This window comes from Streptomyces sp. NPDC004561 (assembly GCF_053602155.1).
Genome location: NZ_JBSGDB010000094.1, coordinates 1 through 22,582, shown reverse-complemented (window position 1 = coordinate 22,582; position 22,582 = coordinate 1). Strand labels below are relative to the sequence as shown.

23 protein-coding genes, 1 tRNA gene and 3 pseudogenes are annotated in these 22,582 nt (G+C 71.5%); 8 read left to right on the top strand and 19 right to left on the bottom strand.

Translation table 11 applies throughout. The features are described from left to right. Positions 1-50: 50 nt before the first annotated feature. Together ACWEN3_RS15325 and ACWEN3_RS15320 are read right to left on the bottom strand one after the other, a co-directional pair. Entirely contained in the window at positions 51-839 is a 789-nt protein-coding gene (locus ACWEN3_RS15325; protein ID WP_452970355.1) for a chaplin, read from the bottom strand. A gap of 223 nt (positions 840-1,062) precedes the next feature. Then, a tRNA-Pro gene (locus ACWEN3_RS15320) sits at positions 1,063-1,136 on the bottom strand. Positions 1,137-1,261: 125 nt separating this feature from the next. Here ACWEN3_RS15320 and ACWEN3_RS15315 point away from each other — a divergent pair. Continuing rightward, positions 1,262-1,969 carry a transketolase gene (locus tag ACWEN3_RS15315; protein ID WP_452970353.1) on the top strand — a complete coding sequence of 236 codons (708 nt, stop codon included), beginning with the start codon at positions 1,262-1,264 and terminating at the stop codon, positions 1,967-1,969. A 47-nt stretch (positions 1,970-2,016) separates the two neighbouring features. Next, positions 2,017-2,943: a transketolase family protein gene (locus tag ACWEN3_RS15310; RefSeq protein ID WP_452970351.1), complete on the top strand. Its 927-nt coding sequence runs from the start codon at positions 2,017-2,019 to the stop codon at positions 2,941-2,943. A gap of 282 nt (positions 2,944-3,225) precedes the next feature. Here the strand turns inward: ACWEN3_RS15310 and ACWEN3_RS15305 are convergent, their stop codons facing one another. From ACWEN3_RS15305 to ACWEN3_RS15240, 14 genes and pseudogenes are all read right to left on the bottom strand, one after another. Next, positions 3,226-4,518 carry an MFS transporter gene (locus ACWEN3_RS15305; protein ID WP_452970348.1) on the bottom strand — a complete coding sequence of 431 codons (1,293 nt, stop codon included), beginning with the start codon at positions 4,516-4,518 and terminating at the stop codon, positions 3,226-3,228. Between the two features lie 128 nt (positions 4,519-4,646). Continuing rightward, a complete protein-coding gene (locus ACWEN3_RS15300; protein ID WP_452970346.1) occupies positions 4,647-5,006 on the bottom strand; it encodes an MmcQ/YjbR family DNA-binding protein in 360 nt (119 codons plus the stop codon). Between the two features lie 30 nt (positions 5,007-5,036). Then, positions 5,037-5,567, bottom strand: a complete 531-nt coding sequence (locus tag ACWEN3_RS15295; RefSeq protein WP_452970343.1) for a GNAT family N-acetyltransferase — start codon at positions 5,565-5,567, stop codon at positions 5,037-5,039. After that, on the bottom strand, positions 5,564-6,130 hold the full coding sequence (locus tag ACWEN3_RS15290; protein WP_452970341.1) for a helix-turn-helix domain-containing protein: 567 nt from the start codon (positions 6,128-6,130) through the stop codon (positions 5,564-5,566). Before ACWEN3_RS15290 ends, ACWEN3_RS15295 begins: the two co-directional genes overlap by 4 nt. A 46-nt stretch (positions 6,131-6,176) precedes the next feature. Further along, positions 6,177-7,079 carry a LysR family transcriptional regulator gene (locus ACWEN3_RS15285; RefSeq protein ID WP_452970339.1) on the bottom strand — a complete coding sequence of 301 codons (903 nt, stop codon included), beginning with the start codon at positions 7,077-7,079 and terminating at the stop codon, positions 6,177-6,179. Positions 7,080-7,110: 31 nt separating this feature from the next. Continuing rightward, positions 7,111-8,310, bottom strand: coding sequence for a glycine C-acetyltransferase (locus ACWEN3_RS15280; RefSeq protein WP_452970337.1), 1,200 nt, complete (start codon positions 8,308-8,310; stop codon positions 7,111-7,113). Between the two features lie 36 nt (positions 8,311-8,346). Next, on the bottom strand, positions 8,347-9,375 hold the full coding sequence (gene tdh, locus ACWEN3_RS15275) for an L-threonine 3-dehydrogenase (protein WP_452970335.1): 1,029 nt from the start codon (positions 9,373-9,375) through the stop codon (positions 8,347-8,349). 170 nt (positions 9,376-9,545) lie between these two features. Continuing rightward, complete coding sequence (locus tag ACWEN3_RS15270; RefSeq protein WP_452970333.1) at positions 9,546-10,121, bottom strand: GAF domain-containing protein; 576 nt, start codon at positions 10,119-10,121, stop codon at positions 9,546-9,548. 61 nt (positions 10,122-10,182) lie between these two features. Continuing rightward, a complete protein-coding gene (locus ACWEN3_RS15265; protein WP_452970331.1) occupies positions 10,183-10,782 on the bottom strand; it encodes a GTP-binding protein in 600 nt (199 codons plus the stop codon). Further along, complete coding sequence (locus ACWEN3_RS15260) at positions 10,760-11,131, bottom strand: DUF742 domain-containing protein (RefSeq protein WP_452970328.1); 372 nt, start codon at positions 11,129-11,131, stop codon at positions 10,760-10,762. The genes ACWEN3_RS15265 and ACWEN3_RS15260 overlap by 23 nt, the downstream gene beginning before the upstream one ends. A gap of 2 nt (positions 11,132-11,133) precedes the next feature. Next, positions 11,134-11,568: a roadblock/LC7 domain-containing protein gene (locus tag ACWEN3_RS15255; protein WP_452970326.1), complete on the bottom strand. Its 435-nt coding sequence runs from the start codon at positions 11,566-11,568 to the stop codon at positions 11,134-11,136. A 66-nt stretch (positions 11,569-11,634) separates the two neighbouring features. Beyond that, a pseudogene (locus ACWEN3_RS15250) lies at positions 11,635-13,932 on the bottom strand (ATP-binding protein); the annotation flags it as partial. Further along, positions 13,926-14,546, bottom strand: coding sequence for a mycothiol-dependent nitroreductase Rv2466c family protein (locus tag ACWEN3_RS15245; RefSeq protein ID WP_452970323.1), 621 nt, complete (start codon positions 14,544-14,546; stop codon positions 13,926-13,928). The pseudogene ACWEN3_RS15250 and the gene ACWEN3_RS15245, both read right to left, overlap by 7 nt. 75 nt (positions 14,547-14,621) lie before the next feature. Then, positions 14,622-15,710, bottom strand: a complete 1,089-nt coding sequence (locus tag ACWEN3_RS15240) for a questin oxidase family protein (RefSeq protein ID WP_452970320.1) — start codon at positions 15,708-15,710, stop codon at positions 14,622-14,624. A 129-nt stretch (positions 15,711-15,839) separates the two neighbouring features. Here ACWEN3_RS15240 and pdxR point away from each other — a divergent pair, with 129 nt between their 5' ends. Next, entirely contained in the window at positions 15,840-17,291 is a 1,452-nt protein-coding gene (pdxR, locus tag ACWEN3_RS15235) for a MocR-like pyridoxine biosynthesis transcription factor PdxR (RefSeq protein ID WP_452970318.1), read from the top strand. Positions 17,292-17,529: 238 nt separating this feature from the next. Here the strand turns inward: pdxR and ACWEN3_RS15230 are convergent, their stop codons facing one another. After that, complete coding sequence (locus ACWEN3_RS15230) at positions 17,530-17,919, bottom strand: hypothetical protein (protein ID WP_452970317.1); 390 nt, start codon at positions 17,917-17,919, stop codon at positions 17,530-17,532. 47 nt (positions 17,920-17,966) lie between these two features. Between ACWEN3_RS15230 and ACWEN3_RS15225 the strand changes: the two are divergent. Beyond that, positions 17,967-18,434, top strand: a pseudogene (locus tag ACWEN3_RS15225) (ATP-binding protein); the annotation flags it as partial. Positions 18,435-18,461: 27 nt separating this feature from the next. Here the strand turns inward: ACWEN3_RS15225 and ACWEN3_RS15220 are convergent. After that, positions 18,462-18,962 carry an NUDIX domain-containing protein gene (locus ACWEN3_RS15220; RefSeq protein ID WP_452970314.1) on the bottom strand — a complete coding sequence of 167 codons (501 nt, stop codon included), beginning with the start codon at positions 18,960-18,962 and terminating at the stop codon, positions 18,462-18,464. 271 nt (positions 18,963-19,233) lie between these two features. Continuing rightward, entirely contained in the window at positions 19,234-19,611 is a 378-nt protein-coding gene (locus ACWEN3_RS15215) for a DUF6223 family protein (RefSeq protein ID WP_452970311.1), read from the bottom strand. 237 nt (positions 19,612-19,848) lie between these two features. Between ACWEN3_RS15215 and ACWEN3_RS15210 the strand changes: the two genes are divergently transcribed. The 4 genes and pseudogenes from ACWEN3_RS15210 to ACWEN3_RS15195 all read left to right on the top strand — a co-directional run. Then, complete coding sequence (locus ACWEN3_RS15210) at positions 19,849-20,976, top strand: sensor histidine kinase (protein ID WP_452970309.1); 1,128 nt, start codon at positions 19,849-19,851, stop codon at positions 20,974-20,976. Further along, positions 20,973-21,635 (top strand): response regulator, encoded by a 663-nt coding sequence (locus tag ACWEN3_RS15205; RefSeq protein ID WP_452970306.1) that lies wholly within the window; start codon positions 20,973-20,975, stop codon positions 21,633-21,635. Before ACWEN3_RS15210 ends, ACWEN3_RS15205 begins: the two co-directional genes overlap by 4 nt. Before the next feature lie 172 nt (positions 21,636-21,807). Next, positions 21,808-21,876, top strand: a pseudogene (locus ACWEN3_RS15200) (hypothetical protein); the annotation flags it as partial. A gap of 206 nt (positions 21,877-22,082) precedes the next feature. After that, a partial coding sequence (locus tag ACWEN3_RS15195; protein WP_452970303.1) for an RNA-guided endonuclease InsQ/TnpB family protein occupies positions 22,083-22,582 on the top strand: 500 nt, incomplete at its 3' end.

Here is a 22,582-nt window from a genome sequence, read left to right as displayed (position 1 = left end):
CTCTGCACGAACTGCGCGGTGAAGAAAAAGAAGCCCGCCGTGTCCCCGGATCAGGAGTTCCGGCGATCCGTGGTCCCGCGGAAGCGCCGGTACAGCGCGGTTCCGCCGATCAGCGACAGCGCGCCCGTGGCGGCGGCCAGCAGGGTGCCGTCCGCGCCGGTGTGCGCGAGCGTGCCCGTCGTCGTCGGAGGCTGCATGGTCGACGAGGAGGCCGGCTGCGGCATCGTGCGCGCGGGAGGCACCTGCCGCGCCGGGGCCGGCGGCGTCACCTGCGTAGGCGGTGTCACCTGCGTAGGCGGCGTCACCTGCCTGGGCGGCGTCACCTGCGTAGGCGGCGTCACCTGCGTAGGCGGTGTCACCTGCCTGGGCGGCGTGACCCGCGGCGGGGTGGGCTGCGCGGGGCTGTCGGTGTTCCCGCACTGGTTGCCGAAAGCGGGGTTGCCGATGCCCACGACGTTCGCGGTGTCCCCGCACGCGTTCACCGGCGCATGAACCGGCAGCTGAACGCCGTTCCCGGAGACGACGCCCGGCGAGTTCTGCTCGGCGGAGACGGCCGCGGCTCGGCCCCCCGTCGTCGACCCGCCGCTCTGTGCGGCACCGCCGCCGTTGGCGCAGCCGTTACCCATGGCGGGGTTGAGGAGTCCCACCACGTTCACGGTGTCCCCGCACGCGTTCACCGGGATGTGCACCGGCACCTGCACCGTGTTCCCGGAGACCACCCCGGGCGAGCCGGCCGCGGTACCGTCCGCCACGGAGTCGGCGAACGCCGAACCCGCCATGGCAATCGCGCCCGAGGCGGCCGCGAAGGCGATCACACCGTTTCGGGTAACCCGATTCATAGGTTCCCTGCCTTCCAGACATAAGCGCGAGCACTCGCCCGCATCTGGGGAACGCAAAGGGAAACACCCGAGTTATGGCTTTTCAACCGTTTGGCCGGTCCCATTCACCCGTCCGGCGGGTGGCCGCGCCCGGTTCGGGCCCGGGGACGCACAGAAATCCGGAAACGAGCGAGGGGTCGTACCAGACTGCTCTGATACGACCCCTGACCTGCGTCTACGCAAGTCGGGACGACAGGATTTGAACCTGCGACCCCTTGACCCCCAGTCAAGTGCGCTACCAAGCTGCGCCACGTCCCGATGCCGTTTGACCTGGGGTTTCCCTGGTCGAAACGCGCAGGGAAACAATACCGCACTCGGCTCGGTGATCGCGCATCCCTTTCCGGGTTGACCTCAAGCTTGGTTGAGGTTGCACGCTCGTCCTCATGACGATCACAGCGGACGACAAGCGCATGTACGGGCACGCCGATCTCCCCCGGCTGATGGGGCTGATGACCGGCGACGAGAAGCACGGCCCGGCGGCGACCTCGACGCTCGACGTGCTGTGGGTGCTCTACGACCGGGTGCTGCGGGTGACGCCGGAGCGGGCGGACGACCCCGGCCGGGACCGGTTCCTGCTGAGCAAGGGGCACGGCCCCATGGCGTACTACGCGGTGCTGGCCGCGAAGGGGTTCCTGCCGGTGGAGTGGCTGCCCGGGTTCGGCGGGTACGACTCCCCGCTCGGGCACCACCCCGACCGCGTGCTGGTGCCGGGGGCCGAGATCGGCAGCGGGTCGCTCGGGCACGGGCTGCCGATCGGCGTCGGGACCGCGCTCGGCCTGCGCGCCCAGGGCCTCGACGGGCCGGCCGTCTGGGTGCTGATCGGGGACGCCGAGCTGGACGAGGGCAGCAACCACGAGGCGATCGCCTTCGCCGGACCCGCCGGGCTCGAGCGGCTGCACACGGTGGTGGTGGACAACTCCTCCGCCAGCCATGCGCGGCCCGGCGGGATCGCCGCCCGGTTCGAGGCCGCGGGCTGGTCCGCGGTGACCGTCGACGGGCGCGACCACGAGGCCCTGCACACCGCGTTCACCACGCCCCATCCGGGCCGGCCGCACGTGGTCGTTGCGCGTGTCGAGCCGAAGAACGCCTGATGTCGGCCGTCCGTCCCGTTGTCTCCGACCGGAAAGGGTCCTCCGCCATGGACACCATGCGTGAACGTTTCGCCCCCGTCGTCTCCCGGCTGCTGGACGAGGACCCGCGGGTCGCGGTCGTCCTCGCCGAGATCGGCAAGGACGCCTTCCGGGAGGCCATGGCCCGGCATCCCGACCGGGTCGTCAACGTCGGCATCCGCGAGCAGCTCCTGGTCGGGGCGGCGGCGGGGATGGCGCTCACCGGGCTGCGGCCGGTCGTGCACACCTTCGCGAGCTTTCTCGTGGAGCGGCCGTTCGAGCAGATCAAGCTGGACCTCGGGCACCAGGACACGGGGGCCGTGCTGGTGAGCGCGGCCGCCTCCTTCGACTGGCCGGCCGGCGGCTACACCCACATGGCCCCGGGCGACGTCGCGCTGCTCGACACCCTGGACGGCTGGACCGTGCATGTGCCGGGGCATCCCGACGAGGCCGAGACCCTGCTGCGGCACGCGGTCGCCGCGGGCGACGACAAGGTGTACGTGCGGCTGTCCGTGCAGTCCAACCGGCGGGGCCGGGTGGTCGACGGCGAGCACTTCACGACCGTCCGGGAGGGGCGCTCCGGTGTGGTCGTGGCCGTCGGCCCGGTGCTGGACGCGGTCCTCGCCGCGACGGAGGGCCTGGACGTGACCGTGCTGTACGCGACGACCGTACGGCCCTTCGACGCGGCCGGACTGCGCCGGGCCACCGAGGCGGCGGGCACCGACGTGGTGCTGGTCGAGCCGTATCTGGCCGGAACGTCGACGGCCGCGGTGAACGACGCGCTCTCCGACGTACCGCACCGTGTACTCGCCCTCGGCGTCGCCCGCCGCGAGCTACGCCGGTACGGCACGCTCGAGGAACACGTCACCGCCCACGGCCTGGACGCCCACGAACTCCGGGAACGGATCAGCGGATTCGCGGGAGCGGGGCGGTGGGTACCGGCTGCCGGAGGGTGAGCCCAGGACACGGGGTGGTGGCACCTGAGCTGAGTCCAGAGGGAGAGGCGGCGAGCGCCGACCGCGCCGTGCTGCCAGGGCACGGAACGGCGAGCGCCGTCGGACCGCAAGCCCGGGGCACGGGACGGTGGGTGCCGATCGGAGCGTGAGTCTCAGGCACGAGACAGCGAGCGCCGACCACAGCCTCAGCCCAGGACACAAAACAGCGAGCGACGGCCGCAGCGTCAGCTCAGGGCATGCGCAGGTGAGCGCCCAGCGGAGTGGCCGGCGTCGCGGCGCTCGTCAGCGCGACGCGAGGCCGCTCGTGTCGGCGCGTACCAGGTTGCGTATCGCCGGGATCGTGAGCAGGGCCGCGGCCACGGCCAGGCTGGTCGCCGCCGCGATCAGCAGGACGTCATCGGCGCCCAGCGCTCCGGCCGCCGGGCCCGCGAGGGCCTGGCCGACCGGCATCATGGCGAGGGAGCCCGCCACGTCGTAGGCGTGGATGCGGTTGAGGACGTCGGCCGGGACCTGGGTCTGCACGCTGGTCGCCCACATCACGCCCCAGAAGGACATCCCGGCCCCCGCCAGCGCCGCCCCGGCCGCCATGGCCGGCAGGCCCAGGCCCGCGCCGACGGCCGCCGGGAAGCCGGCGAAGGTGAACAGGGCGAGCGCACCGGCCCGCAGCATCCGGCGGGGCCGCAGCCGCAGGGCGAGCAGGCCGCCGACGACGGTGCCCGCGCCGAGGGCCGAGTTGACCAGGCCGTAGGCGCGCGGGCCGTGATGCCGGACCACCTCGGTCGCCACCAGCGGGACGGTCGGACCCCACACGGCGATCATGTAGACGCACCAGACGGCGATCACTCCCCACAGCCAGGTCCGCGCCCTGAACTCCCGCCAGCCCTGGACGAGATCGGCCCGGAACGCGCGCATGCCGCGTCCGGTGGCGCTGACCGCGCCCGCGGGCAGCGGGGGCAGCCGGAGGAGCAGCAGACACAGGGCGCTGACCGCGTACGTCGTCGCGTGCGCCGCGAACACGCTGCCGGGCGAGGCGAAGCCGACCAGGAGGCCGGCGACGGCCGGTCCGGCGAGCTGGGCGGCCGACTCCGCGATGCGGATCGCGCCGTTGGCGCCCTGGATGTCGGCGGCGAGCCGGGGCACGGTGCTGGCCACCCCCGGCTGGAAGACGGCGCCGGCCACGCCGTTCACGAAGCCGATGGCGCAGATCTGCCACAGCACCACGTGCCCGGTGAAGAAGAGCCCCGCGGCGAGGGACTGGGTGCCGAGCCGGACGAGGTCGGCGCCGATCATCAGCTTCCGTGTGCTGAACCGGTCGGCGAGCACCCCGCCGAAGACGACCAGCCCGGCGAACGCGGCGGCCGTGGAGGCCATGGCGAGGCCGACCGCGCCCGCGCCGTACCCGTGTTCGAGCAGGCCGGCGGCGAGCGCCACGGGCAGCATGGTGTCGCCGAGGCGGGCGGCGGCACGGGCGACGAAGAACAGCGCGAAGTCCCGTGACCAGACGGCCGGGACGCCGGTCGCGCCGCGCCGCACGCCCCGGACGACGCTGTCCCGCCGCGAGTCCGTACCGGTCATCGCGCATCCCCTCCCTGTCCGCCCCCGCGGTCTGCGCCCGCCCCGCGGCCGTCCCCCGCACCGAGCGGGTCCGCGCCGCGGCCGCCGCGCGGGATCATGCCACGCCCCGCCCGCGCCCACCGGGGTTTTCAGTGCGCGGGCGGCAGCCCCAGTTCGGGGTGGGCGTCCAGGAGTCCCGGCGGGGCGGCCTGGCGCCAGGAGTCGACGAGGATGTCCCGCAGCTCGTCCTCGTCCTCCAGCGCGGCGAGTCTGGCTCTCACCCAGGCGAACTGGGCTTCGTGGGCGGCGATCCAGAACTTGTCCGGCTCGGCCAGCACCAGTTCGTCCCGCTCCTCCTTCGGGCAGCGCACGGCGATGGACGTCTCCTCCTCGGGGAGGGTCGCGAACATCTTCCCGGCCACCCGGAACGTGGGCATGCTCCAGGCGATCTTCTCCGCGGTGTCCGGCAGGGACAGGGCGATACGGCGTACGTCTTCTGCGTCCGGCATGCCACGCACCGTAGACCCTGCCACTGACAGTCACCCGGCCCGCGGGATCAGCCGCTTGTAGTAGAGGGTCGTCGGCCGCAACTCCCCCGCGGGGCTCGCCGCGTAGTCGGGAATGGTGCCGGCCGGGGTCCAGCCGGACGAGCGGTACAGGTGCTCGGCCGGGCTGCCTGTCTCGGTGTCGAGGTGGAGCAGGGTGATGCCGGCCGCGGCGGCCGCGTCCTCGGCCGTGGTGAGGAGGCGGCGGCCCAGCCCCCGGCCGCGTGCCGAGCGGTGCACCATCAGCTTCACGAGTTCGGCGCGGTGGGCGCTGTTCGGCTTGCCGGGGAAGTCCAGGCCCACGGTTCCGGCCACGCGGCCCGTGTCGTCGACGGCCGCCCAGACGGCGAGCCGGCCCGTCGCCGCTGCCGCCGCCCGCTCCCGCCACCAGGCGGCGGCCTCCGCGCGGGCGAGCGGCGCGAGGAACCCGACCGAGGCGCCGCCCGCCACCGTGTCGGCCAGCAGGTCCGCCAGCTCCTCGCAGCGCCCGAGGACCCGGGCGTCGTCCCAGTGCTCGACCCTCACGGCCGTACCACCGCCAGTGCGTAGCGCGCCCCGCCGGCTCCGGGGCAGCGGAACCGGGTCGGGCCGAAGACGCGCATGCGCAGGCAGTCGCCCGCGCCGAGCGGGTGGGTCCGCTCCCCCACGGTCACCTCCAGTGCTCCGTCGAGGACCCACAGGTGCTGTTCCAGACCGGGCACGGGCGGGCGGTCGTAGGCGATGTCGGCGCCCGGAGTGAGCCGGCCCTCGACCAGTTCGCCGCGCAGGCCGGCGTGCGGCGGGGACACCGACCGCCGTACGAAGCCGGAGGCCCTGTCCTCCCACACCTGCTGCTCGGCCGCCCGGACCACCGGGGCCGGTGCCGCCTCGACCTCGCTGAGCAGCTGGGACATGGTGCGGCCGTAGACGTGGCAGAGCCGGTTCAGGAGGGACGCGGTGGGGCTGGTCTCGGCGCGTTCGGCACGGGACAGCGTCGACCGGCTCACTCCGCTGCGGTCGGCCAACTCCCCCAGGGACCAGCCGTGGTGAGCCCGGAGTTCCACCAGCCGGGCGCCGATCCGGAGGTCGACGGAATCGTCTCTTCTCATATCCGGGACGCTATCCCGCATATGAGACGGGCGCGTTACGAGGTGCTCACGCCCGCGCCGCCTCGTCCAGCGCCTGGAGCACCGGTCGGATCAGCGGGTGCCCCTCGGCCCCGCGGCGCACGGCGGCGAACACACGGCGGGTCGGGGCCACGCCGTCGACCGGGCGTACGACCACGCCCGTGAGGTCCATGCCGCGCAGGGCGGAGCGTGGCACGAGGGCCACGCCCGCGTCGGCCGAGGCGAGCGCGACGACGGCGCGGAAGTCGTCGGAGGAGTGTTCCAGACGCGGCTGGTAGCCGGCGCTCTCGCAGGCCAGCACGACCACGTCGTGGCAGGGGTTGCCGGGGTACGGGCCGATCCACGGGTCCTTGGCCAGCTCGGCGAGCGGGACCTCCGCCGCGTCCGCGAGACGGTGGCCGACGGGGACCACGGCGTCGAACGGCTCGGCGTAGAGCGGCACATGGGTCAGACGGGGGTCGTCGGCGGACGGCGCGCCCCGGTACTCGACGGCCACGGCCACGTCCACCTGCCGGTCCAGCACCATCGGCAGGCTGGCGTCGCCCTCGGCGTCCTGGACCCGGATGCGTATGCCCGGCGCGGTGGCGGCGAGGCGGGCCACCGCGGGGGCCACCACCTGGGCGATGCCGGTCGCGAAGGCCGCCACGGTGACCGTCCCGGCCTCACCCGAGCCGTAGGCCGCCAGCTCGGCCTCGGCGCGCTCCAGCTGGGCGAGGACCGCGTTGGTGTGGCTGAGCAGGATCTCGCCGGCCGGGGTGAGCCGTACGCCCTTGGCGCCGCGCTCCACCAGGCGGTGGCCGGTCTCCTGCTCCAGGGCCGTCAGCTGCTGGGAGACGGCCGAGGGGGTGAGGTAGAGCGCGGCGGCTGCCGCGGTCACCGTGCGGTGGTCGGCCACCGCACGGAGGATGTGGAGCCGCCGTGCCTCGATCATGCGGTCAATTATCGCAAGGGGTCCGCCCTGGTCAGGACTCCAGCTCGGCGCGCGCCGCGACGAAGGCGTCGACCGCGCGGTCGACGTCCTCGGTGGAGTGCGCGGCGGACAGCTGGACGCGGATGCGGGCCTGGCCCTGCGGGACGACCGGGTAGGAGAACCCGATCACGTACACGCCCCGCTCCAGCAGCAGTTCGGCCAGGCGGGCCGCCTTCGCCGCGTCGCCGATCATGACGGGCGCGATGGCGTGGTCGCCGGGGAGGACGTCGAAGCCCTCCTCGGTCATCCGGCGGCGGAACAGCGCGGTGTTCTCGGCGAGCCGGACGCGCAGGTCGTCGGCGGACTCCAGCAGGTCGAGGACCTTCAGGGAGGCGGCGGCGATCACCGGGGCCAGGGTGTTGGAGAACAGGTACGGGCGCGAGCGCTGGCGCAGCAGGGCGACGATCTCGGCACGGGCCGCCACGTAGCCGCCGGAGGCGCCGCCGAGGGCCTTGCCGAGGGTGCCGGTGATGATGTCGACGCGGTCCATCACGCCGTGCAGCTCGGGGGTGCCGCGGCCGGTGGGGCCGACGAAGCCGACGGCGTGCGAGTCGTCGACCATGACCATGGCGTCGTAGCGGTCGGCCAGGTCGCAGATCTCGCGCAGCGGGGCCACGTAGCCGTCCATGGAGAACACGCCGTCGGTGACCACCAGCTTGCGCCGGGCGCCGCCCTCCGTCGCCTCCTTCAGCCTGGCCTCCAGGTCCGCGAGGTCGCGGTTGGCGTAGCGGAAGCGGCGGGCCTTGGACAGCCGGATGCCGTCGATGATGGAGGCGTGGTTGAGGGCGTCGGAGATCACCGCGTCCTCCTCGCCGAGGAGGGTCTCGAAGACACCGCCGTTGGCGTCGAAGCAGGAGGAGTAGAGGATCGTGTCCTCCTGGCCCAGGAAGGCCGCGAGGCGCGCCTCCAGCTCCTTGTGCACCTCCTGGGTGCCGCAGATGAAGCGGACGGAGGCCATGCCGTAGCCCCAGCGGTCCAGGGCCTGGTGGGCGGCTCCGACCACCGCGGGGTGGTCGGCGAGGCCGAGGTAGTTGTTGGCGCAGAAGTTGAGGACCTCGCCGGGGCGGCCGCCGGCGGAGACGTTGACGGTCGCGGACTGCGGGCTGTCGATGACGCGCTCGGGCTTGTGCAGGCCGGCGGCGCGGATCTCGTCGAGCGTGGCGCGCAGGTCGTCGCGGACGGTCTCGAACATGAGGGGGACTCCTGAAGGTGCTTGCGGGCGAGGGGGTTACGCGGTCCAGTCGAGGATGACCTTGCCGCCGCGGCCGCTCGCCGCGTCGTCGAACGCGGCCTCGAAGTCGCGGTAGCCGTACCGGCCGGTGATCACGGGGGCGAGGTCCAGACCGGCCTCCAGGAGGACCGACATCGCGTACCAGGTCTCGAACATCTCACGGCCGTAGATGCCCTTGATGGTGATCATCGAGGTGACGACGCGGGCCCAGTCGACCGGGAACTCCTGCGCCGGAAGGCCGAGCATGGCGATGCGGCCGCCGTGCGTCATGTTGGCGATCATCTCCCGCATGGCCTCGGCGCGCCCGGACATCTCCAGACCGATGTCGAAGCCCTCGCGCAGCCCCAGCTCCCGCTGCCCGTCGGCGATCGACGACCCGGCGACGTTCAGGGCCAGGCTCACGCCGATCTTGCGGGCCAGCTCCAGGCGCTCCTCGCTGACGTCGGTGATGACGACGTTGCGGGCACCCGCGTGCCGGGCCACCGCGGCGGCCATCAGGCCGATCGGGCCGGCACCGGTGATCAGGACGTCCTCGCCGACCAGCGGGAAGGACAGCGCGGTGTGCACGGCGTTGCCGAACGGGTCGAAGATCGCGGCGATGTCGAGGTCGACCGGGATGCGGTGCACCCACACGTTGGACGCGGGCAGGGCCACGTACTCCGCGAAGGCCCCGTCGCGGCCGACGCCGAGGCCGACCGTGGCCCGGCACAGGTGACGGCGGCCGGCCAGGCAGTTGCGGCACTTGCCGCACACCAGATGGCCCTCGCCGCTGACCCGGTCGCCGATGCGGATGTCGGTCACGTCGCGGCCGATCTCGACGACCTGCCCGACGAACTCGTGGCCGACCACGAGGGGGGTGCGGATGGCCTGCTGCGCCCACCCGTCCCAGGCCCGGATGTGCAGGTCGGTGCCGCAGATACCGGTCCGCATGACCTTGATCATCACGTCGCCGGGACCGATCTCGGGCTCCGGGACGTCCGTCAGCCAGAGTCCCGGCTCCGCCTTCTCCTTGACCAGTGCCTTCAACGCTACGGCTCCTGTGGTTGAGGTCCCGGACCGCGGGCACGCCGAAGGAGCCCGCACCGGGTCAGAGTGGTGGAATCACTCTGCAATCTGCCGTACGCGCGCCGACGGGTCCATCGAGCTTTTCTTAACCGCCGCCTCAGCTTTCCTTCACACCCCCCGCGGCCCCGGGATCACAGGGGCAGACCGTCCCGCGCACTGCGTTCGATCCGTACGACGAGGTCGGCGGCCAGCGCCTTGATGGTCTCCAGGCCCTCCCTGCCCCATGCGCGGGGCGTCGTGTCGGCGGCGCACACCGTGCCGAGCGCCATGCCGGAGCTGTCGATGAGCGGCGCGCCGAGGTAGGAGCGGATGCCGAACTCGTCGACGACCGGGTTGCCGGCGAACCGCGGGTAGTCGCGGACGTCCTCCAGGACCAGGGCCTTGCGCCGGACCACCACATGCGGGCAGAAGCCGTGTTCGCGCGGCAGGACCCGGCCGAACTCCGGTCTGCTGCCGTCCTCCCGCAGCACCGGCGCGACGGCCGGGACGCACAGGCCCGCGAAGAACTGGTGCTCCTCGCCGATGAAGTTGACCATGGCGTAGGGCGCGCCGGTGAGATGGGCGAGATGAGCCGCGAAGACGTCGAGCGCGGGGTCGGGACGGTCCGCGAGACCGAGTCCGCGCAGCCGGTGGACCCGGGCGGGGGCCTCCTTGTCCTCGGGGGTGAGCAGCAGCCCCCGGACCGGCCGGGGCGGCTCGTAGCTCATGGCCGGACTCCGTCGCTGTGGGCGTACCTCATACAGGGGCTCCGTGGGCGGTAGGGCGGGATCACATGTGGGCGCCATGGCTCGGCGCGGGCGCCGGGGCGTGGGCGAGGAGGTGGCGTACGAGGGTGAGCAGGGTCTGCACCCCGGAGCTGGAGATGCGGGCGTCGCAGCGCACCACCGGGATCTCCGGGTCGAGGTCGATGGCGGTGCGCACCTCCTCGGGGTCGTAGCGGTAGGAGCCGTCGAACTCGTTGACGGCGACGATGAAGGCGAGCCCGCGCTCCTCGAAGAAGTCCACGGCGGCGAAGCAGTCCTGGAGCCGGCGGGTGTCGGCGAGGATCACCGCGCCGAGCGCGCCCTCGGACAGCTCGTCCCACATGAACCAGAACCGCTCCTGCCCGGGTGTGCCGAACAGGTACAGCACATGTTCCGGATCGAGGGTGATCCGGCCGAAGTCCATGGCGACCGTGGTCTCCATCTTGTTCTCGACGCCGTCGAGGTTGTCCGTCGCCGCGCCGACCGTGGTGAGCAGCTCCTCCGTGCTGAGCGGGGCGATCTCGCTGACCGCGCCCACGAAGGTCGTCTTGCCGACCCCGAACCCGCCCGCCACCAGGATCTTGAGCGCGGTGGGGAACGGGTCAGAGCTGTCGTCGTAGTCCATCGAGCACTGCCTCCAGCAGAGACCGGTCAGTAGGAGTGTGGTGGAACGCGGGGGGCTTGGTGGTCAGCGCCCCGCAGTCGACCAGGTCCGCCAGCAGGACCTTGGTGACCACCGCGGGCAGTTTCAGGTGCGCGGCGACCTCGGCGACCGACACGGGCGCCCGGCTCAGGTCCAGCGCCTGGGCGTGCTCGGGGCCCAGATAGCCGAGCGGGGTGACGCCGGTGGCCATCACCTGGGAGATGAGGTCGAGGGAGACGCTGGGCTCGGTGCGGCCGTTGCTGACCGTGAACGGGCGCACCAGCCGTCCCGCCGCGTCGTCCAGCCAGGGCCCGTCACCGGCTGCGGCCACGCTCAAGGCCTCGTCGCCGTGCGTTCGGCGGTGTGCTGACGGGGGGCGGTCACCAGGTACGGGCGGACGCTCTTGACCAGCATCGCCATCTCGTAGCCGAGCACGGCCGCGTCGGCCTCGCGGCCGGCGAGCACCGCGAGGCAGGTGCCGGAGCCGGCGGTGGTGACGAACAGCAGGGTCGAGTCGAGTTCGACGACGACCTGGCGGACGTCGCCGCCGTCGCCGAACCGGACGCCCGCGCTGCGCCCCAGGGAGTACAGCCCGGAGGCGAGGGCCGCCATGTGGTCGGCGCTGTCGTGGTCGAGCCCGTGGACGGACTTGACCAGTCCGTCGCAGGACAGGAGCACCGCGCTGGTGGTGTGCGGAACGCGCTGCACGAGGCCGCTCAGCAGCCAGTCGAGGTCGGATGCGTGGACGGTCGGCGCATCGCTCGCCATGGTGGATCGACTCCTTGAATACGAAGTGGGGAGCGCTGGTGGGGGGGTGCACGGGTGCGGGGCAGGTCATCCGGCCGGAGCGCTCCCCTCGGTCCGGCCGGTGCCACGGGCGCCGTCGCCTGCGGGCGCGTGAGCGCGTTCCTGGAATATGGGCGCCGGGTCCGTGCTCCCCGGCCCGGGGCTCTCCCGGTCCGTGTACGCGTCTTCCGCACCCATGCTTTCCGGGCCCGTGTGGTCCGGGCCGCCGTGCGCGGACCGGGCACGCGCGGGCTCGGCCGGCTGTGGCGCGGCCGACTGCGTGTGCGCGGCGTCCAGGTGGGTGTGCGGGGACTCCATGGGGGACGGGTCCGGGCGGGACGGCCCCAGGTGCAGGGCGCCCGTGTGTACGGAACCCGTGTGCCAGGACTCCGTGTGCGGGAGGTCCCGGGCGGCTGTGTCCGTCGGCGCCCTGTGCTGCTGTGCCTCGGCGAGCCCGATCCCGCGCTGGAAGGCCGCCATCAGGCCGGGGTCGTGGCCCGCGACGGTGTCGCCGTCCTGGCGGGGGGCGGGGCCGCCGCGCAGCTGGGGCACGATGTGCTCCTGGGCGCGGCGGCGGGGCAGTTCGGGTTTGACCATGGTGCCGCGCACCGAGCCGCCGCGCGTGGTGGGCGGCATGCCCGCGTGCGTCTCCAGCACCTCCCGGTCCTGTGCGCTGACGCCGGGCACGGCGTCGGCGGGGGTGGGCCGTTCCTCATGGGCACCACGCACGGGAAGAGGAGCGGGAACATCTCCACCGCCGCGCACCGGGAGCTGGGTCGGGACGCCCTCCGGCCGCACACCCTCACCACGGTCGCCGCCACGCACGGGGAGCGGAGCCGGGGGGCCTCCCTGCCATGCGCCCTCGTCGCCACCGCGCACCGGACCCCGGACGCCATCGTCCTGCCGCATGCCCTCGTCGCCGCCGCGCACCGAAAGCTCGGTCGGGACGCCCTCCTGCAGCACACCCTCACCCCGGTCGCCGCCACGCACAGGGAGCGGGGCCGGGGGGCCTCCCTGCCATGCGCCCTCGTCGCCACCGCGCACCGGACCCCGGACGCCATCGTCCTGCCGCATGCCCTCGTCGCCACCGCGCACCGAAAACTCGGTCGGGACGCCCTCCGGCCGCACACCCTCACCCCGGTCGCCGCCACGAACGGGGAGCGGAGCCGGGGCACCGCCCTGCCATGCATCCTCGTCGCCACGCAACGGGCCCGGGGTCGGGAAGCCTCCCTGCCGGACGCCGTCCCCGGCTTCAGCGCCTCGGGCCGGGTGCGCGGCTGGGACGCCCCCCTGCTGTACGGCCTCGGCGCCGCGCATGGGCAGCGGGGCCGGGGCGGCTCCCTGCGGTGCGCCCTCGCCGCCTCGCGCCGGGCGTGGGGCCGGAACGCCCCCCTGGCGTACGGCCTCGCCGCTCTTGTCGCCGAGCCGTGCGGAACCGCTCTCGGTCCCCCGGCGTCCGGGGACGCTGTCGCCGCCGCGGCGCCCGGATCCGCGTTGGGCGTGCCTGCGCCGCCCGGCCGCCGCGCCCTGTCCGGCGCCCGCCGGGGTCCCGGGCTCGCCGTCGAACCGCGGGCCGGTCCCGGCCGGGGATCCGGACCCCGCCCTGCCTGTGGGGGTCGCCCCGAGGCCGGCCCCCGCACTTCCTGGTGACCCGATGCCGGCCGTGGGTCCGGAGCCGGCCCGGGCCGGGACCCCCTTCATCGGCAGAGGAGTTCCGGAGGTCTGCACCTGGTGCAGGGAACCGGTGTCGGCCGGGTTCGGCGGTGGTACGGCCGTCCCGGCGGCCGCCCCCGGTACGCCGGGCGCCGATCCCAACAGGGCCTGGGGGACGACGAGTACGGCCTGCACACCGCCGTAGATGTTGGTCTGGAGCCGCACGCCGATCCCGTGCCGGCGGGCGAGCTGGGAGACGACGTACAGGCCGATGCGGCCGTCGGCCAGCAGGCTGGCGACGTTGACCTGGTCGGGGTCGGCGAGCAGGGCGTTCATCCTGTTCTGTTCGCCGACCGGCATGCCGAGCCCGCGGTCCTCGACCTCCACGGCGAGCCCGGAGGTGACGAGGTTGGCCCGTAGCAGCACCTGGGTGTGCGGGGCGGAGAACACCGACGCGTTCTCGATGAGTTCGGCGAGCAGATGGATGACGTCGGCGACGGCGTGGCCGCGCAGTTCGCCGTCGATCGGCGGCACCAGCTTGACCCGGGAGTACTGCTCGACCTCGGCGATGGCCGAGCGCAGCACCTCGGTCATGGTGACCGGGTTGCTCCACTGGCGCCGGGAGACGGCGCCGCCGAGCACGGCGAGGTTCTCGGCGTGCCGCCGGATCCGGGTGGCCAGGTGGCTCAAGTGAAGTTGAGCCTGCCGGTGCGGGTGCGCTTCAGCTCGAAGAAGTCCGGGTAGCCGGCCAGCGCGCGTGCGCGGTCGAAGATACGGGCAGCGTCTTCGCCACGGGGAATCGAGCTCAGCACCGGGCCGAAGAACGCGGTTCCGTCGATGTGGATGGTGGGCGTGCCCACCTCCTCGCCGACCGGGTCCATGCCCTCGTGGTGGCTCGTACGCAGCATTGCGTCGTACTTGCCGCTGTCGGCAGCGGCGAGCAGCCCTTCGGGCAGACCGACCTCTGCCAGCGCCTGCCGGGCCGCTGCTGTGAAGTCCTTCTCGCCGCCGTTGTGGATCCGGGTGCCGAGGGCGGTGTAGAGGTCGGGCAGGATCCGGTTGCCGTGGTCCTGCTCGGCGGCGATGCAGATCCGGACGAGGGCGAGGGACCTGTCGACCAGGTCCCGGTACCACTCGGGCAGTTCGCGGTTCTCGTTGAGCACGTACAGGCTCATCACGCGGAATCGCAGGTCCAGGTCGCGGTGTTGTTCCACCTCAAGGATCCATCGCGAGGTGACCCACGCGAAAGGGCAGGCCGGGTCGAAGTAGAAGGTGACCTCGGAGGGTCCCGCGGGCAGGGGCGTCATCGAGGGATCTCCATGGGGATGCACGGACAGGCGGTTGCCGCCACACGGATGCGTGGCAACGGATGGGGATTCGGGTCAGTGCGAGGGCGTGATGAGGTCGCCGGCGCGGGCGGCTGCGGCCAGGGCGTCCGGGTTCCCGGTGCGTTCGTAGGACTCTGCGGCGGTGTCGGTGAACTTGATGACATGCTCGTCGCCGTGATCGACCGATCGCAGGACCGCCTCGGACACCGGGTCTGCGGTGGTGGGCGCGAAGGGCAGTTCGTCGCGCGGGATCGCGTAGGTGGGCTCGTAGGCGGAGATGATCGCGGCGCTCGCGGACCAGACGGCGGTCAGGCTTGGCGCCCACAGCGCACGCGGGAGTACGGGCAGGGTGTGAAGTACGGCGTTCGGCGCGGTGGCCGTGTGCACCAGCAGTACGGGGCTGCCGTGCCCGTGAGTGAGGTAGCGCTCGGTTGCCGCGTCGACCAGGTGCTGCAACAGCCGAACGACATCGTCGTCGTCTGCGGGGGCGCGCAGGGCGGCTTGCGCTCGCGACCAGCCCGGTACGTCGGTCAAACGGCCCAGGCGGTGGGCGATCAGGCCGTTCTGTTCGGGCAGATGCGGGACCTGCGACAGGGCCTGTGCCGGGTCCAGCAGGCCCGAGGGTGCCGTGGCGCCCGGAATTGTGCGGCAGCGGGCCGCCCAGAACGCCAGTCCATGGGCGAGCTCGGCGACGGAGGCGGCGCTGGCGTTTCCGTCGGCGGTGTTCGTGTGGGTGAGGGTACGGACCGCGTGCCCGACGCGGATGACCCCGTGAGTGGCTCCGGCGGCGATCCCCGGTAGCAGGCGGGGCCACCATTGCGCCAGGACATCCGTCCACGGCCGTTCGGCGGCGCACCGGGTGAAGTACGCAGTCCAGTCGCCTATGCGCCGGCCGTCACCGAGCGCCTCGCGCCAGTCGGCGTCCGTGATCGGCTGCCGGGCACGGGGCATCTCGACCAGCCGGTCCACGTAGCGGTCGACCCACCTCGGGATGTCGGTCTCGAACCCCCGCCGTGCCAGTGCCTCGGCCGCCATCGGCCCGTGGTTGGTCAGTCCGTTGTTGCCGTGCTCGTCGCCGCTGAACTCCGGACCGGTGAGGTGGAAGCGTTCGTACGCCTCATACAGGGTGCCAGTCGTACTCATGCTGCTACCTCTCTGTGCCCCGGGTCGCCGGGCGGAACCTGCTTTGACCGCTGTAGCGGCGCGTGTCACGCTAGCCACCCGGATTGGACGGCCACAGGACCAATGCGTGGCCCTTTCGATTGGGCCAATGTGAGCGCGAACGGCTTCCACGTCAGCCTCGAAGGGCGCGGTGACCTCACCACCCGGATCTACCAGGCGCTCCTCGCCGGCATCCGCGACGGGCGCCTACGCCCCGGAGACCGACTTCCGCCGACGCGGACTTTCGCCCGCAGCCTGGAGGTCTCCCGCAACACCGTCGCCGCTGCGTACGAGCGACTGACCGCCGATGGCTTCCTGGTCGCACGAGTCGGCGACGGCACCTTCGTTGCCGCAGAAGCACCCCTGGCGCAGCGCGACCGCGAACCCACCGCCGCCGCGATCAGGCCACGCGCCGACTGGACGTCCACCCCGACCCCGACCAGCTCACAGCAGGACGTTCCGCGCTACGACTTTCGGGTCGGCATCCCTGATGCGAGCCTGTTCCCCTTCGGCACCTGGCGGCGGCTGGTCACCAGCGAGCTCCGGCTCAAGGCCAACAGCCCGGGGCTGTACGCCGAGCCCTCAGGCCATCCCCAGCTGCGGGAGGCAGTTTCCCGGTACACCGGGCTCTCCCGTTCAGTGCGGTCCGGACCCGACGACGTCCTCATCACCAATGGCGCCCAACAAGCGTTCGACCTCATCGGGCGTGTCCTGATCACGCCTGGTGACATCGTCGCCGTTGAGGAGCCCGGATATCCACCCGCGCGCGACCTCTTCGCCTCCCTCGGGGCTCGGGTGACCGGCGTACCGGTCGACGCCGAGGGGCTTGTCGTGGACCGTCTGCCGCCCACTGCCCAGCTGATCTACACCACGCCGTCGCACCAGTTCCCGCTCGGCACGTCGATGTCACTCGCCCGGCGGGCCGCCCTGCTGTCCTGGGCACGGGAACGGGACGCGGTAATCATCGAGGACGACTACGACAGCGAGTTCCGTTTCTCCCGGCGCCCGTTGGAGCCGCTCCAGAGCCTCGACACCGCGGGGCGGGTGCTCTACGTCGGCACGTTCTCCAAGACCATGCTGCCCGGTGTGCGCATCGGATTCATCGTCGCACCGCCAACACTGCGCTCGGCCCTGCGAGCAGCGAAGCAGCTCAGCGACGGGTACGGACAGATCGCAAGCCAAGCAGCGCTGGCCCGATTCATCAACGAGGGCCACCTCGCCCAGCACATCCGCAAGGCAGCACGTGCCTACCAATACCGACACGACACGATCATCCGGATCGTTGAACAGGACTTCGCCGACCAGTTGCAGCTCCTACCGTCCTCGGCAGGACTGCACGTCTGCGCAAGACTGTGCTCCGGTGATCCGACAGTCCCCCTGGCCGTTGCCGCCGCCGCGCGCGAATGCGGTCTCGCGATTGAACCGCTGTCCCACTACTGCCGCACGAACCCCGCCCAGGCAGGGTTCGTCCTCGGCTTCGGCGCCGCAAGACCCGACACCATAGAGGAAGGACTCGACCGATTCGGCGCGCTGCTGGCCCGGCAAGCCACAGGACTACTCTGAAGGTCAGGGTGTTTGCGACAGGTTCCAAAACTGCCCGGCGAAAACAGCGAGGTCTTCAGGAGGCTTATTCACGGGGTTTCACCACCCCTCTCTGCGTCAACTCGCCCAGATGCCCCGGCGCGTATGCACCCCCAGCCATCTCGATCGCGCGTGTGATCACAGACTTGACGGACTACCGGCGCAGGACACTAGATGATCAATTCCAAGGGGTGCCTGCGGAGGGTGTGGGGGTGGGCGGTCAGGCGTCGGGGTCGACTTCGGGGTGCGTGAACCGCACGGGCTTGCCCAGCGACCGGGCGTAGCCGATTTCGGCTCGGGTGCTGTCTCCGATGTAGTCGCCGACTACGAGCACCTCATCAGCGAGCCGGATCTTCGCTCGGTGCAGATCGTCGAGTCGAACCTTCAGCGCCTCGGCCTCGACAGGATCGGACCAAAGTTCGTGCGGCGACTTCATGTCGCAACCCGGCTTGACGACAATCTTTCCGGCTTTGGTCTCCCGCAGATCGGCCTCGGTCATCTCGGTCATGAAACGGGTGGAGCCGCAGATCACGACGATACGCGGGAGGCTCAGCCGCTTCTTCGCGTCGGCGAGTTTCTCCTCGGGGGTGAGCGGTTGCGGGTATGACACTGGTTCCTCCTGGTGGTGTGGTCCAAGGGGTGCCTGCGGAGACGAGAAAGAAAGGGCTGCCGCTCTGCCTCATCGGAGACTCGGGCACCGGCAAATCACACTTGCTGATCTCCCTCGGCACCGAGGCCGCGATGGCTGGCTTCCGCGTCAAGTACGTCCTGGCAACGAAGCTGGTCAACGAGCTTGTCGAAGCCGCCGACGAGAAGCAGCTGACCAAGACGATCGCCCGCTACGGCCGCGTCGACCTCCTCTGTATCGACGAACTCGGCTACATGGAGCTCGACCGCCGCGGCGCCGAACTTCCTCCTCCAAGTCCTGACCGAGCGCGAGGAGAAGAACAGCGTGGCCATCGCTTCCAACGAGTCCTTCGGAGGATGGACCAAGAGCTTCCCCCCCGCCTCTGCGCTGCCACCGTTGACCGCCTCACTTTCGGCGGCAACATCTTCGAGACCGGCACCGACTCCTACCGCCTCGCGACCACCCGCGCCCGAGCCGAACAACAGTCCCTGGGCTGAGGGGCCCGATCGAAGAGGCGAGAAAGGTCAGGACTGCGCGGTCCGGAACGCGAGATACCGGCTGAAGGCTTCGTGGCTGTCGGGAGTGAAGCGCCACTCCAACAGGGCCGAGTGAAGCTCCGACTCGGTCAGCCAGCCATGCCAGGCGACCTCATCGGGATCGGGGGCCACAGCGTCCGGAACCACGGCTTCATGCACGCCGAGCCAGTGAGGGCTCAAGCCACTGCGGTTGATGAACGTGAACAGCAAGCACGGCAGGCCACGAATGCCCAGCTCTTCGGCCAACTCCCGTGCGGCAGCCTGTTCATAGGATTCGCCGACATCCACGGCGCCACCGACCACGACCTCATAGAGCCCGGGAAAGCGCGACAGCTGCTCCGACCGCCGATGGACGAGGATCCGGCCACGCTCATCACGACACACCGTCGAGGCGATTCGATGCAGCCAACCCTCCCGGATGGCCTGCCGACGGGTGACCACCCCCAGGACACGATCTTGACAGTCGACACGCTCCACCAGTTCATCCACGAAGCACACCCTGGCAGAACCCACTGACAACGCCGTTTCTCGGCGAGCCGTTCTCGGAACTCGACAACGTTCTGGACCCACTTGATCAACATCTGTTGCCTGAACTCGGTATCAACCGTTCTCGCGGAGAACGGACAGCGCATGTCCGCCAGGTTGGGAGACAGCCGGTGTCCGTCGGCTACCCGAAAAGTTCACGAGTTTCGACGGCGCTGTACTCGCGGTGCCTGATGGGGCTTCAGGCAGGCGCGAACGTGTGCCCGTATCGTCGCCGTCAGCCGGTGCGCCGAGCGCGGGTTAGTGCCAGGCCGCCGAGAGCTGTGCCGATCAGCCCCAGTGCCAGGGCCATGGCGCCGCCGAGTACTCCGTTGCCAGTCCCGGGGCCACCGTCGGCGACGGCCAGGTTCACTACGCCCATGGCCAAGCCGACCAGTCCCGCCGCCAGGGCCATGACGGCCCTTTTTCGCCTGTTGCCGATGCCGGGACGATCGGATGAGCGGGTCAGAGCCAGTCCGCCGATGACCACGCCGGCCAGTGCCACGACGGCGGCCGTAGTACCTACCAGTCGCCCGGAGGTCAGGCCGGTGGTGGCAGCCGACTGGACTGCGATGTGCGCGGCTGCCGGTGCGGCAAGCACGGATTGGACTGCCATGAGAGGCCTCCTTGTCTCCGGCGATTCGATGTCGCCAGTGCGATTCGAAGTCGGCCCAGCCTGTCGGTCGGCCCCGCCGTAAGTCGTCCAGCGGACGCAGACAATTCGTGCTGCTGCGGGTGGTTCATGCGCCTGCTGCGGGGGCGGCAGACGACGCACGGTTACCGCGGGCGCGGTAGTCGGCCGCTCGTTCGTGAGCGGGACTCGCCTGTAGTGGCGTCCGGCTAGGGTGCGCCTATGGACAGAGGACGGTTCGGTGTCCCGGCCGGTGTCTGGAACTGGGCGGTCGCCGTCGGCGTGGCGGCGCTGCTGGTGGGCACCGGGCTGTCCGGTGAGAGCTCCACGGCGAACAGCGACCTGCTCGGCTACGCGCTGCTGGCGGGCGGCGGGCTGGCGCTGGCTGCCGGCCGCCGGGCTCCGCTTCTGGTCCTGGCCGTTACCGGGCTGTGTGCGGTGGGGTATCAGGCGGCCGGGTTCGACGTGCTCGCCGTCTCGTATCTGGTCGCGGTTTACGGCGCCGTGCGGGCCGGTCACCGCGCCATCACCGTGGCGGCGTCCGTCGCCATGCTGGTCGCTCTCCACCTCACGGCGCTGGTCTTCCAGGACGAGCCGGTGCGCGAGGCGTTCGGGCGAGGCGGCGGCGTGCTCGAGATCGCCTGGCTGATCGCCGCCTTCGCCGCGGGGGAGGCGGTGCGGCAGGCCGAGCGGCGGGCGGAGGAGGCCGAGCGGACCCGGGAGGAGACCGCGCGGCGTCGCGCCGATGAGGAGCGGCTGCGCATCGCGCGGGAGCTGCACGATTCACTCACTCATCAGATCTCGGTCATCAAGGTGCAGGCCGAAGTCGCGGTCCATGTGGCCCGCAGACTCGGCGAGCAGGTGCCGGACGCGATGCTGGCGATCCAGGAGGCCGGCCGTGAGGCCAGCCGGGAACTGCGTGCCACGCTGGAGGCATTGCGCGACGACGACACGACCCCGCCGCGCGGGCTCGACGACGTTCCGGAACTGGTCGAAAGATCCCGGACGTTGGGCCTGGACGCCACGCTGACGATCGACGGGCGGCAGCACGACGTACCTGCTGCGGTGGACCGGACCGTCTACCGGATCGTGCAGGAGGCGCTCACCAACGTCGCCCGGCACGCCGACGCCACCGCCGCGATGGTCCGCATCGACTGCCTTCCGGATGCCCTCGCCATACGCATCGACGACGACGGCAAGGCGACGCCGGCAGCCGCCCCGCTGCCCGGCCTCGGGCTGCTCGGCATGCGCGAACGCGTCACCGCCCTCGGTGGCCGGCTACACGCCGAACCACGTGACGGGGGCGGCTTCACCGTCCAAGCCGAACTCCCCGTGGACCGGACGTCATGATCCGTGTCCTGCTGGTCGACGACCAGCCCCTCATTCGCAGCGGATTTCGAGCCCTCCTCAACCTCGAGGACGACATCGAGGTGGTGGCCGAGGCCGCAGATGGCGGCGGGGGCCTGGAACTCGCCAAGAAGTACATGCCCGACGTCGCGCTCATCGACATCCGAATGCCGGTCATCGACGGCATCGAGGCAACCCGGCGCATCGCCGCGGATCCGGCCCTGGCCGGGGTACACGTGGTCATCCTGACCAACTACGGCCTGGACGAGTACGTCTTCGACGCCCTGCGCGCCGGCGCTGCTGGCTTCCTGGTCAAGGACGTGGTGCCGGAGGACTTCCTGCACGCCGTACGCGTCGCCGCTCGTGGCGATGCCCTGCTCGCGCCCTCGATCACCCGCAAGCTGATCAACCGGTACGTCACCGAGCCGCTCCCCACCGACACCGGCACGGGGCTGGAGGAGCTGACCAGCCGCGAACGCGAGGCCGTTGTCCTGGTCGCGCAGGGTCTGCCCAACGACGAGATCGCCGCCCGCATGGTGATCAGCCCGCTGACCGCGAAAACCCACATCAACCGGGCCATGACCAAGCTCCACGCTCGTGACCGCGCCCAACTCGTGGTCTTGGCCTACGAGTCCGGCTTGGTGGTCCCACGCAACCCTTGACTGTGCGTCACGCAACCGCTTCGCATGGTTGACCGGATCTCTTGAGCGCAAGACCCGTCCTTCAGGGCGGGGTTGGTTCATCCTTGGCGCGGAGCCGCGCAGCGGCGGAGTTCTCTGCGCTGTCAGTGACGTGCCCTAGGTTGATCACGTCAGCCCAAGAGGGGGTGTGCTCATGCTGTCCGGTCGCCGTTACCTGCTCGACCTGTTGCCCGAACAACGGCAGATGTGCGAGGAGTTCGGCAAAGTCTGCCGGTCGGTGTGGAACACCGCTTTGGAGCAGCGCCGGGAATACCGCCGACGCGGGGCGTGGATGAACTACGCCCCGCAGTGCGCCGAGTTGGCCGATGCCAAGCGTGAGCATCCGTGGTTGAGGGCGGCACCGTCACACGCGTTGCAGCAGACCTTGCGTGATCTGGACCGGGCCTGTCGGGAGCACGGCACGTCACGGTGCGATGGCGGTCGAAGGCACGCTGGTCGCCGTCGTTCAGGTTCCCCGACGCCCAGCAGATCAGCGTGGAGCGGCTGGGACGCAAGTGGGGCCGGGTCAAGCTGCCGAAGCTGGGCTGGGTCCGCTTTCGCTGGTCCCGCCCTTTGGGTGGTGAGATCCGTTCCGCGACCGTGTCCCGCAAGGGCGGCCGTTGGTTCGTGTCCTTCCTTGTGGACGACCACACCGCCACTCCCGCACGGCACGCCATGCCCGGCACCGCCGTGGGCATCGACCGCGGGGTCAAGACCGCCGCCGTCACCTCGGACGGCGACTTGTATGACCGGGCCTTCATCACCGCCGGCGAGACCGCCCGCTACCGGCGTCTGCAACAGCGCCTCGCCCGGTCCAAGCGCGGCAGCGCGGGCCGGCGCAAGACGACCTGGGCCATGGGCCGGATCACGTCCCGAGTCTCCAACCGGCGTGGGGACTTCTGCGCGCAGATAGCCGCCCGGATCGTGGC

Coding starts and splice junctions, on each gene's coding strand:
- ACWEN3_RS15315 (WP_452970353.1), top strand. CDS start 1,262: ATGACGATCACAGCGGACGACAAGCGCATGTACGGGCACGCCGATCTC.
- ACWEN3_RS15305 (WP_452970348.1), bottom strand. CDS start 4,518: ATGACCGGTACGGACTCGCGGCGGGACAGCGTCGTCCGGGGCGTGCGG.
- ACWEN3_RS15205 (WP_452970306.1), top strand. CDS start 20,973: ATGATCCGTGTCCTGCTGGTCGACGACCAGCCCCTCATTCGCAGCGGA.
- ACWEN3_RS15265 (WP_452970331.1), bottom strand. CDS start 10,782: ATGGACTACGACGACAGCTCTGACCCGTTCCCCACCGCGCTCAAGATC.
- ACWEN3_RS15210 (WP_452970309.1), top strand. CDS start 19,849: ATGGACAGAGGACGGTTCGGTGTCCCGGCCGGTGTCTGGAACTGGGCG.
- ACWEN3_RS15245 (WP_452970323.1), bottom strand. CDS start 14,546: ATGACGCCCCTGCCCGCGGGACCCTCCGAGGTCACCTTCTACTTCGAC.
- ACWEN3_RS15255 (WP_452970326.1), bottom strand. CDS start 11,568: ATGGCGAGCGATGCGCCGACCGTCCACGCATCCGACCTCGACTGGCTG.
- ACWEN3_RS15290 (WP_452970341.1), bottom strand. CDS start 6,130: ATGAGAAGAGACGATTCCGTCGACCTCCGGATCGGCGCCCGGCTGGTG.
- ACWEN3_RS15270 (WP_452970333.1), bottom strand. CDS start 10,121: ATGAGCTACGAGCCGCCCCGGCCGGTCCGGGGGCTGCTGCTCACCCCC.
- ACWEN3_RS15285 (WP_452970339.1), bottom strand. CDS start 7,079: ATGATCGAGGCACGGCGGCTCCACATCCTCCGTGCGGTGGCCGACCAC.
- ACWEN3_RS15300 (WP_452970346.1), bottom strand. CDS start 5,006: ATGCCGGACGCAGAAGACGTACGCCGTATCGCCCTGTCCCTGCCGGAC.
- ACWEN3_RS15310 (WP_452970351.1), top strand. CDS start 2,017: ATGGACACCATGCGTGAACGTTTCGCCCCCGTCGTCTCCCGGCTGCTG.
- ACWEN3_RS15280 (WP_452970337.1), bottom strand. CDS start 8,310: ATGTTCGAGACCGTCCGCGACGACCTGCGCGCCACGCTCGACGAGATC.
- ACWEN3_RS15240 (WP_452970320.1), bottom strand. CDS start 15,710: ATGAGTACGACTGGCACCCTGTATGAGGCGTACGAACGCTTCCACCTC.
- ACWEN3_RS15325 (WP_452970355.1), bottom strand. CDS start 839: ATGAATCGGGTTACCCGAAACGGTGTGATCGCCTTCGCGGCCGCCTCG.
- ACWEN3_RS15215 (WP_452970311.1), bottom strand. CDS start 19,611: ATGGCAGTCCAATCCGTGCTTGCCGCACCGGCAGCCGCGCACATCGCA.